At 63.0% G+C, this 16,325-nt stretch carries 12 protein-coding genes and 2 riboswitches; of the genes, 6 read left to right on the forward strand and 6 right to left on the reverse strand.

The features are described from left to right. The first annotated feature begins 66 nt into the window (after positions 1–66). Positions 67–1,620, forward strand: coding sequence for an MFS transporter (locus ACA062_RS18330; protein ID WP_497452365.1), 1,554 nt, complete (start codon positions 67–69; stop codon positions 1,618–1,620). Positions 1,621–1,673: 53 nt separating this feature from the next. On the opposite strand, the gene ACA062_RS18335 is transcribed toward ACA062_RS18330, so the two are convergent. The 5 genes from ACA062_RS18335 to cobW all read right to left on the reverse strand — a co-directional run bounded on the left by ACA062_RS18335 (position 1,674) and on the right by cobW (position 8,603). Beyond that, positions 1,674–1,808 carry a hypothetical protein gene (locus ACA062_RS18335; protein ID WP_497457530.1) on the reverse strand — a complete coding sequence of 45 codons (135 nt, stop codon included), beginning with the start codon at positions 1,806–1,808 and terminating at the stop codon, positions 1,674–1,676. A gap of 128 nt (positions 1,809–1,936) precedes the next feature. After that, a complete protein-coding gene (locus ACA062_RS18340) occupies positions 1,937–2,674 on the reverse strand; it encodes a vWA domain-containing protein (protein ID WP_497457451.1) in 738 nt (245 codons plus the stop codon). Continuing rightward, positions 2,656–3,654, reverse strand: coding sequence for a magnesium chelatase ATPase subunit I (locus tag ACA062_RS18345; protein WP_497452366.1), 999 nt, complete (start codon positions 3,652–3,654; stop codon positions 2,656–2,658). Before ACA062_RS18345 ends, ACA062_RS18340 begins: the two co-directional genes overlap by 19 nt. Continuing rightward, a complete protein-coding gene (cobN, locus tag ACA062_RS18350) occupies positions 3,651–7,538 on the reverse strand; it encodes a cobaltochelatase subunit CobN (protein WP_497452367.1) in 3,888 nt (1,295 codons plus the stop codon). The genes ACA062_RS18345 and cobN overlap by 4 nt, the downstream gene beginning before the upstream one ends. Before the next feature lie 3 nt (positions 7,539–7,541). Next, positions 7,542–8,603, reverse strand: a complete 1,062-nt coding sequence (gene cobW, locus ACA062_RS18355; protein WP_497452368.1) for a cobalamin biosynthesis protein CobW — start codon at positions 8,601–8,603, stop codon at positions 7,542–7,544. A 101-nt stretch (positions 8,604–8,704) separates the two neighbouring features. Then, positions 8,705–8,919, reverse strand: a riboswitch (cobalamin riboswitch). 200 nt (positions 8,920–9,119) lie between these two features. Beyond that, positions 9,120–9,347: riboswitch (cobalamin riboswitch) on the forward strand. Between the two features lie 120 nt (positions 9,348–9,467). Here cobW and ACA062_RS18360 point away from each other — a divergent pair. From ACA062_RS18360 to cobM, 4 genes are all read left to right on the forward strand, one after another. After that, complete coding sequence (locus ACA062_RS18360; RefSeq protein WP_497434762.1) at positions 9,468–9,671, forward strand: CbtB domain-containing protein; 204 nt, start codon at positions 9,468–9,470, stop codon at positions 9,669–9,671. An 11-nt stretch (positions 9,672–9,682) separates the two neighbouring features. Further along, on the forward strand, positions 9,683–10,390 hold the full coding sequence (locus ACA062_RS18365; RefSeq protein WP_497452369.1) for a CbtA family protein: 708 nt from the start codon (positions 9,683–9,685) through the stop codon (positions 10,388–10,390). Then, positions 10,387–10,800, forward strand: coding sequence for a cobalamin biosynthesis protein (locus tag ACA062_RS18370; protein ID WP_497452370.1), 414 nt, complete (start codon positions 10,387–10,389; stop codon positions 10,798–10,800). The genes ACA062_RS18365 and ACA062_RS18370 overlap by 4 nt, the downstream gene beginning before the upstream one ends. 81 nt (positions 10,801–10,881) lie before the next feature. Then, positions 10,882–11,628, forward strand: coding sequence for a precorrin-4 C(11)-methyltransferase (gene cobM / locus ACA062_RS18375; protein ID WP_497452371.1), 747 nt, complete (start codon positions 10,882–10,884; stop codon positions 11,626–11,628). Positions 11,629–11,786: 158 nt separating this feature from the next. Here the strand turns inward: cobM and nfuA are convergent, their stop codons facing one another. Beyond that, the gene (nfuA, locus tag ACA062_RS18380) at positions 11,787–12,371 is read right to left on the reverse strand and encodes a Fe-S biogenesis protein NfuA (protein ID WP_497452372.1); all 585 of its coding nucleotides are present in this window, start codon (positions 12,369–12,371) and stop codon (positions 11,787–11,789) included. 196 nt (positions 12,372–12,567) lie between these two features. Between nfuA and metH the strand changes: the two genes are divergently transcribed. Then, complete coding sequence (gene metH, locus ACA062_RS18385) at positions 12,568–16,278, forward strand: methionine synthase (protein ID WP_497452373.1); 3,711 nt, start codon at positions 12,568–12,570, stop codon at positions 16,276–16,278. Positions 16,279–16,325 lie beyond the last annotated feature (47 nt).

Here is a 16,325-nt window from a genome sequence, read left to right on the forward strand (position 1 = left end):
TGCCATGTACGTCAAACTGCTTATCGCGCTCAGATGCAATCACCTTGCCCAAAAGGCAATCACATCATGAGCCGGGTCAGCCCTCGCCTGACGTTGCTGACGGCCTCCGGCGTTTGTTCGCTGATCGTCCTCGACACCAACATCGTCGCCGTCACCCTGCCCACGATCGCAAGGGACCTGGGCGCGAACTTTGCCGACATCGAATGGGTGGTCAGCGCCTACATGCTGGCCTTCGCCGCCCTGCTGTTGCCGGCAGGAAGCATCGCCGACCGTTTCGGCCGCCAGAAAACCCTGCTCTGCGGCCTGGGCATCTTCATCCTCGCGTCCATCGGTTGCGGCGCGGCGCCTAACGCGTTGTTTCTCGACATCGTCCGGGCGATCAAGGGTGTCGGCGCGGCGTTACTGCTGACCTCGGCCCTGGCCTCCATCGGCCATACCTTTCACGACGAAGTGGAGCGGGCCAAGGCCTGGGCGTTCTGGGGCGCGTGCATGGGGGTGGCGATGACCGCCGCGCCGACCGTCGGCGGAGTGATCACCGAATACATCGGCTGGCGCTGGATTTTCTACCTGAATCTGCCGGTTGGCTTGTTCTTGATGGCGATGGTCTGGCATGCGGTGCCGGAATCTCGCGACACCCAATCCGCACGTCTGGACCCTTGGGGCAGCCTGGCCTTCAGCGCCAGTTTGCTGTGTCTGATCTGGGGCCTGATCGAAGCCAACCGCATCGGCTGGAGCAACCCGCTGACCTACGCCCGACTGATCGGCGGCGCCCTGTTGCTGGGGCTGTTCGTGGTGATTGAACGACTGCAGCAGCGGCCGATGGTCGATCTGCAATTGTTCAAGCATCCGCGCTTTATCGGCGCACTGCTGGGCATGTTTGCCTACGCCGGCTGTGCTCAGGTGATGATGACCCTGCTGCCGTTCTACCTGCAAAACGGCCTGGGGTTCTCAGCCATTGCGTCGGGCCTGGGGATGTTGCCGTTCGCCCTGACCATGCTGATTTGCCCGCGTATCGGTGTGCGCCTGTCCAGTCGATTTGCGCCTGCGACCATGATGGCCGCCGGTTTGACCCTGGTCGGCAGCGGTAATCTGCTCAGTGCCTGGGCCGTCAGCAGCGGCGGCTACCTGCCCTTCGCCCTGGCGATTGCCGTGACCGGTGCCGGGGCCGGGCTGCTTAACGGCGACACGCAAAAGAACATCATGGCCTGCGTGCCACGGGCGCGCACCGGCATGGCTTCGGGCATGAGCACGACCATGCGTTTCAGCGCGATTGTGCTGGCCATCGGTGTATTCGGCGCGTTGCTGTCCAGCCATACCGAGCAGTTACTGCGCACCAGCCTGTCGACCCAGGGTGCGCCATGGCTCGACCAGACCCAGGGCATCGCCTCGCGGGTGGTGGCCGGCGACATGAGCGCCGCGATGAGCCTGTTGCCCGACACCGCACGTTCACTGGTGGAACCGCTGGCCCGTCAGGCGTTCGTCGGCGGTTTCAGTCTGTTGCTGTGGGTCGCGGGTTTGCTGGCCTTGCTCGGGGCGTTGGTGGTGGGCACGCTGATGCGCAATCCGATCCCGGCGCCGAACGCTTCAGTCACGGCCGCTTCCCTCAGGACCACTCCGTGAGCGACGCCAGCACCCGCTCGGCATTCGCATCGCAGGCCATGGAGACGAGGTGATCAATGTGAGAGCTCCCAACCCGGCAGGCCTTTGCGCCGAGGCTTGGCCAGGTCCATGGCTAACAACACGCCGTTGGTGCCGGCGTAGGCTTTGACGCGGAAATCGTCCTGATGGTTGGCGGCTAGAACACGCATGCGTCACTCCTGTGAAGATCAAAAGATCGCAGCCTGCGGCAGCTCCTACCCCGATTGTTGTACACCTATGGTATTTCGGATGTACCCGCTTTCTGTAGGAGCTGCCGCAGGCTGCGATCTTTTGATCTTCACAGACTTGTATCCGGCGGGGAAGTCGCAGAAAAACTCAAAAGAGTGCAGGTATCGGCAGCCCCTATATCATCGATATGCCGATAATCTGCACCCAACCCGCTCGCCAACACCCTCGCCCGCCCAAGCCGAATCGGCCCTCGCTCAATGTCAATCAACAGCCCCGGACAATCAAGGGTCGGCAACATCGTGAAGTCTTTCAATCGGCCATCGGTCACCAGCAACAGTCGCTGTCGCTCCGCCGGAAAACGCTTCTGACGGGCGGCCAGCCAGCGTCCCGCTTCACCCAGCGCTGCCAGTAACGGCGTGCCGCCACCCGCTCCGAGGCCATCCAGCCAGGTACGCAAACCGGCGGACGCCTTCAACCCTTGCACTTGCCATGTCGGTACCTGGCCGCTGGCGGTCAGCAAAGCCAGGCGCGCGCGCTGGCGGTAGGCGTCGTCGAACAGTTGTGCCAGCAGGCCCTTGGCGTCGCTCAACGCCTGATGGCGGCGGGTCGAGGCCGAGGCGTCGACGATCACCAGCCACAGTTCATGAGGTGAACGGGTACGCAGGTGGAACAGCACGTCATCGCGCTTGCGCGGGCGGCCACCCTGCAAGGTTCCGGGCCAGTCGATCGAGCCGTTGCGCGCCGCATGGCGCTTGCCTTGCTTGCCGTGGTCCAACCGTCCGGCGCGGGGCCTGGCATTCGCCCCCGCGTCAGATCGAGGGCGAATGCCTAAGGCTTTTTTGGCCAGCTCGGCAGTTCACGGCGGGCACCGACCGGCAATGCCTGGGCGGGCATTTCGCCCCATTGGCCCTGGCCTTCCCCAGGGTTTGAATGCTGGCCAGCCTGCGGTTGATGGTGTTGTGGCGCAGGCGGCGCCTGTTCGCGACGACGATGGCGCAGGGCGAACTCGGCAACCGCATCGATATCTTCCTCGGCAATGGCGCTCGCACCGCGCCAGGCTGCGTGGGCACGGGCCGCGCGCAACCACACCAGATCGGCGCGCAGGCCATCGACACCCGCGGCAAAACAGCGCTCGGTGATCTGCGCCAGCGCCTGATCGTCGAGGGGGATGCTCGCCAGTGTGCTGCGCGCTGCCTGGCAACGCTCACGCAGTGATTGCTGCCGGCTTTCCCACTCGACGCAGAAACGCTGGGGATCGCTGTCGAAATCCAATCGCCGGCGAATGATCTGACCACGTTCGGTCGGCACGGTGTGACCGCTGAGGGCAACGTTCAAACCAAAGCGGTCGAGCAATTGCGGACGCAGTTCCCCCTCCTCCGGGTTCATGGTGCCGATCAGCACGAACTTCGCCGAATGCCGATGGGAAATGCCATCGCGCTCGATCAGGTTGGTGCCGCTGGCGGCCACGTCGAGCAACAGGTCCACCAGGTGATCGGGCAGCAGGTTGACCTCATCGACGTACAGCACGCCGCCGTCCGCCTTGGCCAGCACGCCAGGGGAGAATTGCGCGCGACCCTCGCTCAGCGCGGCGTCGAGGTCGAGGGTGCCGACCAGGCGTTCTTCGGTAGCACCCAGCGGCAAGGTGACGAATTGACCGCTGGCCAGCAGGTCCGCGAGGCCTCGGGCCAGGGTCGATTTGGCCATGCCGCGCGGGCCTTCGATCAGCACACCGCCGATTTTCGGGTCGATGGCGGTGAGGTAGAGGGCGAGTTTCAAGGCGTCGGCGCCGACCACGGCGGAGAGGGGGAAATGGGGGGTGTCGGTCATATGTCTTCTTCTATGTCGAGCAACAAATTCTCCAGCGCCTCGCGGTACTCGCCCGGCTCCTGCCACATGCCCCGCTGCTGCGCTTCCAGCAGGCGCTCGGTCATGTCGCGCAGTGCATGAGGATTGTGCTCGCGAACAAAGTCCCGGGTCGCCGGGTCCAGCAGATAAGCGTCCGCCAACAGAGCGTACTGGTGATCGTCAATCAATTGCGTCGTGGCGTCGAAAGCAAACAGGTTGTCGACGGTGGCCGCCAGTTCGAACGCGCCTTTATAGCCATGACGCTTCACGCCGTCGATCCACTTCGGGTTGGCCGCCCGGGAACGGATCACCCGGTTCAGCTCTTCCTTCAGGGTGCGGATCTTCGGCAGGTCCGGCTGGCTGTGATCGCCATGGTAACTGGCCGCCGCTTCGCCGCTGAGGCTTTCCACGGCCGCGAGCATACCGCCCTGGAATTGGTAATAGTCGTTGGAGTCGAGCAAGTCGTGCTCGCGGTTGTCCTGGTTTTGCAGCACCGCCTGCACCTGGCTCAAGCGCTGGGCGAACTGTTCACGGGCAGCGGTACCCTCGTCGGAACCGCCGTAGGCGTAACCGCCCCAATTCAGGTAAACCTCGGCCAGGTCCTGCCGGCTTTGCCACAGTCGTCCGTCAATCGCGCCTTGCACGCCCGCGCCGTAGGCACCGGGTTTGGCACCAAAGATGCGCCAACCGGCCTGGCGCCGAGCCATCTCTTCATCCAGACCCGATTGCAGCAGCGTTTCACGCTCGGCGCGGACCTTGGCCGCCAACGGGTTGAGGTCGTCCGGCTCGTCGAGGGCGGCGACCGCTTGCACGGCCGCGTCGAACAGGCGGATCAGGTTGGCAAAGGCATCGCGGAAGAAGCCGGACACGCGCAAGGTCACGTCGACCCGCGGACGGTCGAGCACGCTCAGCGGCAGGATCTCAAAATCATCGACCCGCTGACTGCCGGTGGCCCAGACCGGCCGCACGCCCATCAGCGCCATGGCCTGGGCGATGTCGTCACCGCCGGTGCGCATGGTCGCGGTGCCCCAGACCGACAGGCCGAGCTGGCGCAGGTGATCACCATGGTCTTGCAGGTGCCGTTCAAGCATCAGGTTCGCCGACTGGAAACCGATGCGCCACGCGGTGGTGGTCGGCAGGTTGCGCACGTCCACCGAATAAAAGTTGCGCCCGGTCGGCAGCACGTCCAGGCGCCCGCGACTGGGTGCACCGCTGGGGCCGGCCATGACGAAACGACCGCTCAAGGCATCGAGCAGACCGCACATTTCCGCCGGGCCACAGGCATCCAGGCGCGGCGCGACGACTTCGCGCAGGCTGTGGAGGATGGCGCTTACGTCAGACCAACCTGGACCCTGTGGGAGCGAGCTTGCTCGCGATAGCGGTGTGTCAGTCGACATTGATTTATCTGACACACCGCTATCGCGAGCAAGCTCGCTCCCACAGGGTATGGGGTTGGCTGGAGAATGGGTGGGTAGCCCGATCTCGGTACCCACAGTCTGCGAAATCAGTTGAGCGGCGAACAGTTCCAGGCGTTCGCGGGTATCGCCCAGGGTGCGCCAGGCGTCATCGCTCAGCGCTTGCAATTCATCCGGACGCGGCCCGACCCAAGGTTCTGCCAGCGCACAATCCAGCGGATCGAACCCCAGCTCGAAGGCCTTGGCCAATGCCCGCATCACACTCGATTGCGCCCCTCGCCCGTCGCCACGGGGAATCCGCAGCAAAGCCAACAAGGTATCAATGCGCAAACGCCCCGTCGGCGACTCGCCGAACACGTGCAGGCCATCGCGGATCTGCGACTCTTTCAAGTCGCACAAATAGGTGTCCAGGCGCGGCAGCCAGATCGCCGCATCGGCATCGCTGTCGAGTTTTTCATCCAGCTGCAGTTCGCGGTCGATATGGCTGTCGCGCACCAGTTGCAGAATGTCCCGCTGCAATTCCCGGGCACGCCGGGGATCGAGCAATTGCGCTTCGTAATATTCGTCGGCCAGCAATTCGAGGTTGCGCAGCGGCCCGTAGGTTTCGGCGCGGGTCAGCGGCGGCATCAGGTGATCGATGATCACCGCCTGGGTACGGCGCTTGGCCTGGGCGCCCTCGCCCGGGTCGTTGACGATAAACGGATAGATGTTCGGCAGCGGCCCGAGCAGCGCATCCGGCCAGCAATTTTCCGACAGACCGACGCCCTTGCCCGGCAGCCATTCAAGGTTGCCGTGCTTGCCGACATGAATCACGCCGTGGGCGCCATAGGTGTTGCGCAGCCAGAAATAGAACGCGAGATAGCCATGCGGTGGCACCAGGTCCGGGTCATGGTAGACCGCGCTTGGGTCGACCTGATAACCCCGGGCCGGTTGAATGCCGACGAAGGTCAGGCCCAAACGCAACCCGGCAATCATCATCCGCCCGCCGCGGAACATCGGATCGCTTTCAGGGCTGCCCCAGCGTTCCAGCACGGCCTGGCGGTTGGCGGCGGGGAGCGCGTCGAACATCCGCTGATAGTCGTCCAGTGCCAGGCTTTGCTGGCATGGTCGCTGGTCGAGGGTATCGAGATCGTTGCTGACGCCGCCGAGCAATTGCTGGATCAACGCGGTGCCGCTGTCGGGCAACCGGGCCGGTAGCGGATAACCTTCGTTATGCAGCGCACGCAGGATGTTCAGCGCGGCGGCAGGTGTGTCGAGGCCGACACCATTGCCGATGCGCCCATCGCGGGTCGGGTAGTTGGCCAGGATCAGCGCAATGCGTTTCTCGCCATTGGGCACCCGCGCCAGATCGATCCAGCGCCGCGCCAGTTCGGCGACGAAATCCATGCGTTCCGGTTGCGGTCGATAACACACCACGTCCGACTGACTGCGCTCGCTGCGCCAGGCCAGGTCCTTGAAACTGATCGGCCGGCTGATGATCCGTCCGTCCAGCTCCGGCAGCGCGATGTGCATCGCCAGATCCCGCGGACCGAGGCCCTGCTCGCTGGCGCGCCAACCGGGCTCGTTGTCTTGGGCGCAAATGGCCTGAATCACTGGAATATTGCGGCGAAACGGCCGCAACTGCGGCGCTTCGGGGCTGGACTGGGCGAAACCGGTGGTGTTGAGAATCACACCGGCAGCGACCTCATCCAGCAGGTCCTCGACCACGGCCAGGCAGCCGGGCTCTTTCAAACTGGCCACGGCAATCGGCAGCGGGTTAAGCCCCGCTGCCTGCAAGCGCTGGCAGAAAACATCGATGAAAGCGGTGTTCGCCGCCTGCAGATGCGAGCGGTAAAACAGCACGGCCGCTACCGGTTGATCGGCCTGCCAGTCGGCTTGCCAATCCTGCAGTGCGGCGGGGCTTTGTTGTGGATGGTAGATCGCCGTGCGCGCAAGGGTCTGCGGCTCGGCCCAGGCGTAGTCGCGATCCAGCCAACGATTGGCGAGACAGCGAAACATATCGAGGGCATTGGCCATGCCGCCCTGGCGCAGGTAATGCCAGAGTCGGTCGCGGTCTTGCGCAACCACAGTGCTCAGGTCGCTGAGTTCCGGGTCCGGACGATCATCGCCCGGCACCAGGATCAGCTGCACCCCGCGCCCGGACAACTCCACCAGCCGCTCGACGCCGTAACGCCAATAGGCGATGCCACCGTGCAGGGAAAGCAGAATGACCTTGGCGTGACGCAGGACCTGGTCGACATACAGGTCGACCGAGGCGTGATTCTGCACCTGCATCGGGTTGGCCAGGCGCACGCTCGGGTAATCGTCCGGCAACTGCTGCGCCGCTTCAGCGAGCAGCGCCAGGCTGGAGTCGCCGCTGCACAGGATCACCAACTCGGCGGGGGTCTGTCCAAGGTCGGCGATATTGTCATCCGATACGAAACCGCCGGGCTGGGTCCTGAGCAGGTGCATGGCTTAGACGCTGAGTGCGGCGCGCAATTGCGCTTCGAGCAGCGCCGCGTCCAGCGCCTGGCCGATCAACACCAAGCGCGTGGTGCGCGCTTCTTCGGCGCCCCACTGACGGTCGAAATGCTTGTCAAAGCGCGTGCCCACGCCCTGGATCAACAGGCGCATCGGCTTGCCCGGGATCGCGGCGAACCCTTTGACGCGCAGGATGCCGTGCTGGACCACCAGTTGGGTCAAGGCATCCAGCAGCAGGCTTTCGTCAGCTTGCGGCAGTTCGATGGAGATCGAATCGAAGGCGTCGTGGTCGTGATCGTCCTCGCCTTCATGGTGATGATCATGATGGCTGTGACGACTGTCGATGTGCGCTTCGGAACCGACACCGAGGCCGATCAGTACGTCCAGCGGCAGGCGGCCGCTGCTGGCTTCGATGACTTTCACCGCTGGCGGCAGTTCTTCGGCGACTTCCAGGCGCACACGGGCCAGGTCTTCAGGGCTGATCAGGTCGGCCTTGTTGAGGATCACCAGGTCGGCGCTGGCCAGTTGGTCGGCGAACAGTTCGTGCAGCGGCGATTCGTGGTCCAGGTTCGGGTCGAGTTTGCGCTGGGCGTCGACCTGGTCCGGGAAGGCGGCGAAGGTGCCGGCGGCGACAGCCGGGCTGTCGACCACGGTAATGACCGCGTCGACCGTGCAGGCGCTGCGGATTTCCGGCCACTGGAAGGCTTGCACCAGTGGTTTTGGCAGGGCCAGGCCCGAGGTTTCGATGAGAATGTGATCGAGGTCGCCGCGACGGGCCACCAATTCGCGCATCACCGGGAAGAATTCTTCCTGGACGGTGCAGCACAGGCAGCCGTTGGCCAGTTCGTAGACGCGGCCGCTGGCTTCTTCTTCAGTGCAGCCGATGGAGCACTGCTTGAGGATTTCGCCATCGATGCCCAGCTCGCCGAACTCGTTGACGATCACCGCGATGCGACGACCCTGGGCGTTGTCGAGCATGTGCCGCAGCAAGGTGGTCTTGCCCGAGCCGAGGAAGCCGGTAACGATGGTGACGGGAAGTTTGGCCAGTGTTTTCATCGGATGCCCTTTGGCAAGGTGGCGGGCATACGGGACGACAATCGCTGCGACGGATGTGCGCGCGCAAGAGTTCCGCCACCGGATCACCCCGCCCGGTTGTAGTGAGAATCTGTGTCGAGGCAGGTCTCCTGGCTGACGGTGTGCCGGGCTTGTGGGCCTGGCATTCGCTGCGCCTTCCCGCGAACCCGTTGCACAGGGTTTGCAGTGGCGTGGCAGCGAACATCACCGTTCACAGTTGCGGGGGCAGCCGCGGCATCGACCGCGTTCCCTTCTTAGCTTCGGCAGACGCCGAAGAACCTCGAATGCGCAAGGCTACGCATCGTGTGGAGGCGGGTCAATCGTTGAGCGGTACGCGTTCCCCTGTAGGAGCTGCCGAAGGCTGCGATCTTTTGATTTTGCTTATTAAAATCAAGATCAAAAGATCGCAGCCTTCGGCAGCTCCTACAAAGAGCCAATCATCATTCGGCTCCAGGTGAGAACCCTTGCCAATTGACGCCCAACCCCCGCCCATGCTCTCCTACACGCCTTGTTACGGGTGCCCTTCACAGGGTGAAACGGGAAACCGGTGAATCATGTGCTTTACTCAAGGCCATGTCAGTCCGGTGCTGCCCCCGCAACGGTAAGCGAGCGAAGCGTCAGATCCACTGTGCCAGCAGTTCGGCATGGGAAGGTGACGCTTGCAGGTACAGGCGCAAGCCTTGGCCCCTCGCGAGCCCGGAGACCGGCCCGCAACACAAAGTGACCATTACGATCACTGAATAACAAACCCGCGGTGGGCGGGCGCTGTTTGAACCTCTGCGTGCCCGGCTCGCAGGGGTCTTCCATGCGCTCTATTCACCCACTGACAGACCAGAGGGAAGCGCCATGTCGATCATCAGCAGCACCGGCAGCAACACGGACAAGAGCACCGCCAGCAGCACCACGACCCTGACTCAACGCCTGACCGCCGCCGCCTGTGCGTCGATCCTTGGCGCCTGCCTTGTGTATTTCGCCGGTTTCTCGCACATCGAGGCGGTGCACAATGCTGCGCACGACACCCGTCACAGCTCCGCCTTCCCGTGCCATTGAGACCTGTCGACATGATCAAGCGTATCGCGCAAACCGCAGGTTTCACTGGGCTGCTGGCCGCCCTGCTGCTGACCCTGCTGCAAAGTTTCTGGGTTTCGCCGCTGATTCTGCAGGCCGAGACCTACGAAAAATCCGAGCCGGCGGCTGTTGAAGTCCATGAGCACACCGCAGGTGCCGTCGCCGCTCACACCCATGATGCCGAGGCCTGGGAACCGGAAGACGGCTGGCAGCGCGTGCTGTCGACCACCGGTGGCAACCTGGTGGTAGCGGTCGGTTTCGCGTTGATGCTCGCCGGTCTCTACACTTTGCGCGCCCCGACCAGAACCTCTCAAGGCCTGCTCTGGGGCCTGGCCGGCTATGCGACCTTCGTGCTGGCGCCGACCCTCGGCCTGCCGCCTGAATTGCCGGGGACTGCCGCGGCCGATCTGGCGCAACGGCAGACCTGGTGGATCGGCACTGCCGCCTCCACCGCGGCCGGCATCGCCCTGATCGTGTTCAGTCGTCATTGGCTGATGAAGATCCTCGGTGTCGCCATCCTTGCCGTGCCACACGTGATTGGCGCGCCACAACCGGAAGTTCATTCGATGCTCGCGCCGCAAGCGCTCGAGTCGCAGTTCAAAATCGCTTCGCAGCTGACCAACGTCGCGTTCTGGCTGGCCCTGGGCCTGATCAGCGCCTGGTTGTTCCGCCGCAAAAGCGATGGCCAATACCACGCATGACGGATAACAGCACCGTGCCGACCCTGGTGGTCGGCCTGGGCTGCCAGCGCGGCTGCCCCGTGAGTACGTTGCGGGCATTGCTCGACCAGGCGCTGCAGGCTCATCGCATCGAGCTACACCAGGTCAAGGCACTGGCCAGCATCGACCTGAAGCGCGAAGAACCGGGCCTCATCGAACTGGCCGCACAGCTCGCGCTGCCGCTGATGTATTTCAGCAGCGAACAATTGGCCGGTTACCAGCCGCAACTCAGCCACCGCTCGGACATCGCGTTCGAACGCACCGGCTGTTACGGCGTCGCGGAAAGTGCCGCCCTGGCCCTGGCCGAACAACTGGCCCAGGCGCCGGCGAAGCTGCTGATTTCACGACAGAAATATGCCCAGGCCACCCTCGCGTTGGCTGGCGCTGCATAAAACCCCCGACAATCCCCGCCTTCGATCATGAGCAATCTTCATCTGAAGCCTTGCCCAGGCCCTTTTTCACAGGAACCGACGATGACTGTCTATTTCATTGGCGCAGGCCCCGGCGACCCGGAACTGATCACCATCAAAGGCCAACGGCTGATCCGCAGCTGCCCGGTGATCATCTATGCCGGCTCCCTGGTGCCCGCCGCCGTACTCGAAGGTCATCAGGCCGAACAACTGGTGAACAGCGCCGAACTGCACCTGGAACAGATCATCGAACTGATCAAGTGCGCCCATGCCAAGGGCCAGGATGTGGCGCGGGTGCATTCCGGCGATCCGAGCCTGTATGGCGCCATCGGCGAGCAGATCCGCTACCTGCGTGAACTCGATATTGCCTTTGAAATCATTCCCGGTGTGACCGCGACAGCGGCCTGTGCGGCCCTGCTGGGTGCGGAGTTGACCTTGCCGGACGTGTCACAGAGCGTGATTCTGACCCGCTACGCCGACAAGACGACGATGCCGGCCGGCGAAGAGTTGGGCAGCCTGGCGCAGCATGGGGCAACCATGGCGATCCATCTGGGGGTCAATCATCTGCAGAAGATCCTGGTCGAATTGCTGCCGCATTACGGTGCGGACTGTCCGATCGCGGTGATTCACCGGGCGACCTGGCCGGATCAGGATTGGGTGGTGGGGACGCTTGAGGATATTGCCGGGAAGGTCGAGGCGAAGGGGTTTCGGCGCACGGCGTTGATTCTGGTGGGTCGGGTGCTGGGGAGTGATCAATTCAGTGAGTCGTCGCTGTATCGCGCAGGGCATGCGCATCTCTACAGACCCTAAGATCAAAAGATCGCAGCCTCCGGCAGCTCCTACATTGGAATGCGTACTCCCTGTAGGAGCTGCCGAAGGCTGCGATGTTTTGGGGCTCAGGTGATTTCCCATAAAAAAACGGCGCTCACGGGGCGCCGTTTTTTTATTTTTTGCAGCGAACACCTTACTTAGTAGTAGGCGTTTTCTTTCTGCGTATGGTCGGTCACGTCCCGAACACCCTTCAACTCGGGAACACGCTCAAGCAAGGTGCGCTCAATGCCTTCGCGCAGGGTGACGTCCGCCTGGCCGCAGCCCTGGCAGCCACCGCCGAACTTGAGCACGGCGATGCCGTCCTCGACCACATCGATCAGGCTGACCTGACCGCCGTGGCTCGCGAGCCCCGGGTTGATCTCGGTCTGCAGGTAATAGTTGATACGCTCGTTGATCGGGCTGTCGGCGTTGACCATCGGTACTTTGGCGTTTGGCGCCTTGATGGTCAGCTGGCCGCCCATGCGGTCGGTGGCGTAGTCGACTACCGCGTCGTCCAGGAACGCTTCGCTGAACGAATCGATGTAGGCGGTGAAGCTTTTCAGCCCCAGCGCCGTGTCTTCAGGTTTTTCTTCGCCCGGCTTGCAGTAGGCAATGCAGGTTTCGGCGTACTGGGTGCCAGGCTGGGTGATAAAGACGCGGATGCCGATACCCGGCGTGTTCTGCTTGGAGAGCAGATCGGCCAGATAGTCGTGGGCGGCGTCGGTAATGGTAATAGCGGTCATGGAAACTCCTCGCAGGCTTGGGCGCAGTTTACGCCAATCAACGCGCCGGACAAAGTCCTAGTATTTTTGTCGGGAAAGTGTGGGCGTGGCAGCGCTCAAACATGAGCGAGATTCATGCAAAACCGCGACATGCTCTAAATCCGCACAGGTTTGCTATCATCCCGCCCCTTCGTCATGGTCTTTCCGAGTAGTCCCAATGTCCGATCGCAGTGTTCGCCTTCAAGCTCTCAAGCACGCCCTCAAAGAGCGCATCCTGATACTCGATGGCGGTATGGGCACGATGATCCAGAGCTACAAGCTCGAGGAGCAGGATTACCGCGGCAAACGCTTCGCCGACTGGCCGAGCGACGTCAAGGGCAACAACGACCTGTTGATACTGACCCGCCCGGACGTGATCGGCTCGATCGAAAAAGCCTACCTGGATGCCGGCGCCGACATTCTGGAAACCAACACCTTCAACGCCACCCAGGTGTCCCAGGCCGACTACGGCATGCAGGACCTGGCGTACGAGTTAAACGTAGAAGGCGCCCGCCTGGCACGCAAGGTGGCAGACGCCAAGACCCTGGAAACGCCGGACAAGCCGCGCTTTGTCGCCGGCGTGCTCGGCCCGACCAGCCGTACCTGCTCGCTGTCGCCGGACGTGAACAACCCCGGCTATCGCAACGTGACCTTCGATGAATTGGTGGAAAACTACACCGAGGCCACCAAGGGCCTGATCGAAGGCGGCGCCGACCTGATCCTGATCGAAACCATCTTCGATACCCTGAACGCCAAGGCCGCGATCTTTGCCGTGCAAGGGGTTTACGAAGAGCTGGGCGTCGAGTTGCCGATCATGATTTCCGGCACCATCACCGATGCTTCGGGCCGCACCTTGTCGGGTCAGACCACCGAGGCTTTCTGGAACTCCGTAGCCCACGCCAAGCCGATCTCGGTCGGTCTGAACTGCGCCCTTGGTGCCAGCGAATTGCGCCCGTACCTGGAAGAGCTGTCGAACAAGGCCGGCACCTACGTCTCCGCGCACCCGAACGCCGGCCTGCCAAACGAATTCGGCGAGTACGACGAACTGCCGTCGGAAACCGCCAAGGTCATCGAAGAATTCGCCCAAAGCGGCTTCCTCAACATTGTCGGCGGTTGCTGCGGCACCACCCCGGGCCATATCAAGGCCATTGCCAAGGCCGTGGCCGGATACGCACCGCGCGAGATCCCGGAGATTCCCAAGGCCTGCCGCCTGTCGGGCCTGGAACCCTTCACCATCGATCGCAGCTCGCTGTTCGTCAACGTCGGCGAACGCACGAACATCACCGGTTCCGCCAAGTTCGCCCGGCTGATTCGTGACGACAACTACACCGAAGCCCTGGAAGTCGCCCTGCAGCAGGTCGAAGCCGGCGCCCAGGTGATCGACATCAACATGGACGAAGGCATGCTCGATTCGAAGAAGGCCATGGTCACCTTCCTCAATCTGATTGCCGGCGAGCCGGACATCTCCCGTGTGCCGATCATGATCGACTCCTCCAAGTGGGAAGTGATCGAAGCCGGCCTGAAATGCATTCAGGGCAAGGGCATCGTCAACTCGATCAGCATGAAGGAAGGCGTCGAGCAGTTCATTCAGCACGCCAAACTGTGCAAGCGCTACGGCGCCGCCGTGGTCGTGATGGCCTTCGACGAAGCCGGCCAGGCCGACACCGAAGCGCGCAAGAAAGAAATCTGCAAACGCTCCTACGACATCCTGGTCAATGACGTCGGCTTCCCGCCGGAAGACATTATCTTTGACCCGAACATCTTCGCCGTCGCCACCGGCATCGAAGAACACAACAACTACGCTGTGGACTTCATCAACGCCTGCGCCTACATCCGCGACGAACTGCCGTATGCCCTGACCTCGGGCGGCGTGTCCAACGTGTCGTTCTCGTTCCGCGGCAACAACCCGGTGCGCGAGGCGATTCACTCGGTGTTCCTGCTGTATGCGATCCGCAACGGCCTGACCATGGGTATCGTCAACGCCGGCCAGCTGGAGATCTACGACCAGATCCCGGCCGAACTGCGCGATGCCGTGGAAGACGTGATCCTCAACCGCACCCCGGAAGGCACCGATGCCCTCCTCGCCATCGCCGACAAGTACAAGGGCGACGGCAGCGTCAAGGAAGCCGAGACCGAAGAGTGGCGCAACTGGGACGTCAACAAGCGCCTGGAACACGCACTGGTCAAGGGCATTACCACCCACATCGTCGAAGACACCGAAGAGTCGCGCCAGTCGTTCGCCCGGCCGATCGAAGTCATCGAAGGGCCGCTGATGTCCGGCATGAACATCGTCGGCGACCTGTTCGGTGCCGGCAAAATGTTCCTGCCGCAGGTGGTGAAATCCGCCCGCGTGATGAAACAGGCCGTGGCCCACCTGATCCCGTTCATCGAACTGGAAAAAGGCGACAAACCGGAAGCCAAGGGCAAGATCCTCATGGCCACGGTCAAGGGCGACGTGCACGACATCGGCAAGAACATCGTCGGCGTGGTGCTGGGCTGTAACGGCTACGACATCGTCGACCTTGGCGTGATGGTGCCGGCCGAGAAGATCCTGCAAGTGGCCAAGGAGCAGAAGTGCGACATCATCGGCCTGTCCGGCCTGATCACGCCTTCGCTGGATGAAATGGTCCACGTGGCCCGCGAGATGCAGCGCCAGGACTTCCACCTGCCGTTGATGATCGGCGGCGCGACCACCTCCAAGGCCCACACGGCGGTGAAGATCGAACCGAAGTACAGCAACGATGCGGTGATCTACGTCACCGATGCGTCCCGTGCCGTGGGCGTGGCAACGCAGTTGCTGTCCAAGGAATTGAAACCGGCCTTCGTCGAGAAGACCCGCCTGGAATACATCGAGGTCCGCGAGCGCACCGCCAACCGCAGCGCCCGCACCGAACGCCTGAGCTATCCGGCCGCGATCGCCAAGAAACCGCAGTTCGACTGGAGCACCTACACCCCGGTCAAACCGACCTTCACCGGCGCCAAGGTGCTGGACAACATCGACCTCAAGGTCCTGGCCGAGTACATCGACTGGACGCCGTTCTTCATCTCCTGGGACCTGGCCGGCAAGTTCCCGCGCATCCTTAGCGATGAAGTGGTCGGTGAAGCTGCCACCGCGCTGTACGCCGATGCCCGGGAAATGCTCGCCAAGCTGATTGACGAAAAACTCATCAGCGCCCGTGCGGTGTTCGGCTTCTGGCCGGCCAACCAGGTGCGCGACGATGACATCGAGCTCTACGGCGACGACGGCAAGCCACTGGCCAAGCTGCATCACTTGCGCCAGCAGATCATCAAGACCGATGGCAAACCGAATTTCTCCCTGGCCGACTTCGTGGCCCCGAAGGACAGCGAAGTCACCGACTACGTGGGGGGGTTCATTACCACCGCCGGGATCGGCGCTGAAGAAGTGGCCAAGGCTTACCAGGATGCCGGCGACGATTACAACTCGATCATGGTCAAGGCCCTGGCCGACCGTCTGGCCGAGGCCTGCGCCGAATGGCTGCACCAGCAGGTCCGTAAGGATTACTGGGGTTACGCCAAGGACGAGACGCTGGACAACGAGGCGCTGATCAAGGAACAGTACACCGGCATCCGCCCTGCGCCGGGCTACCCGGCCTGCCCGGATCACACCGAGAAAGGCACCCTGTTCGCACTGCTCGACCCGCAAGCCCGCGAAATGCAGGCGGGCCGCAGCGGGGTGTTCCTGACCGAGCACTACGCGATGTTCCCGGCGGCGGCGGTCAGCGGCTGGTACTTCGCTCATCCGCAGGCGCAATACTTCGCCGTGGGCAAGGTCGACAAGGACCAGGTGCAGAGCTATACGTCGCGCAAAGGCCAGGAGCTGAGTGTGACCGAGCGTTGGCTGGCGCCGAACCTGGGTTACGACAACTAAAACCGCCACGGGCCTGGGAGCACTTCGCTCCCAGGCCCGCTCAACAC

The sequence above is a fragment of the Pseudomonas sp. LBUM1679 genome, assembly GCF_059695565.1.

Coding starts and splice junctions, on each gene's coding strand:
- ACA062_RS18330 (WP_497452365.1), top strand. CDS start 67: ATGAGCCGGGTCAGCCCTCGCCTGACGTTGCTGACGGCCTCCGGCGTT.
- ACA062_RS18335 (WP_497457530.1), bottom strand. CDS start 1,808: ATGCGTGTTCTAGCCGCCAACCATCAGGACGATTTCCGCGTCAAAGCC.
- ACA062_RS18345 (WP_497452366.1), bottom strand. CDS start 3,654: ATGACCGACACCCCCCATTTCCCCCTCTCCGCCGTGGTCGGCGCCGAC.
- cobN (WP_497452367.1), bottom strand. CDS start 7,538: ATGCACCTGCTCAGGACCCAGCCCGGCGGTTTCGTATCGGATGACAAT.
- cobW (WP_497452368.1), bottom strand. CDS start 8,603: ATGAAAACACTGGCCAAACTTCCCGTCACCATCGTTACCGGCTTCCTC.
- ACA062_RS18360 (WP_497434762.1), top strand. CDS start 9,468: ATGTCGATCATCAGCAGCACCGGCAGCAACACGGACAAGAGCACCGCC.
- ACA062_RS18365 (WP_497452369.1), top strand. CDS start 9,683: ATGATCAAGCGTATCGCGCAAACCGCAGGTTTCACTGGGCTGCTGGCC.
- ACA062_RS18370 (WP_497452370.1), top strand. CDS start 10,387: ATGACGGATAACAGCACCGTGCCGACCCTGGTGGTCGGCCTGGGCTGC.
- cobM (WP_497452371.1), top strand. CDS start 10,882: ATGACTGTCTATTTCATTGGCGCAGGCCCCGGCGACCCGGAACTGATC.
- nfuA (WP_497452372.1), bottom strand. CDS start 12,371: ATGACCGCTATTACCATTACCGACGCCGCCCACGACTATCTGGCCGAT.
- metH (WP_497452373.1), top strand. CDS start 12,568: ATGTCCGATCGCAGTGTTCGCCTTCAAGCTCTCAAGCACGCCCTCAAA.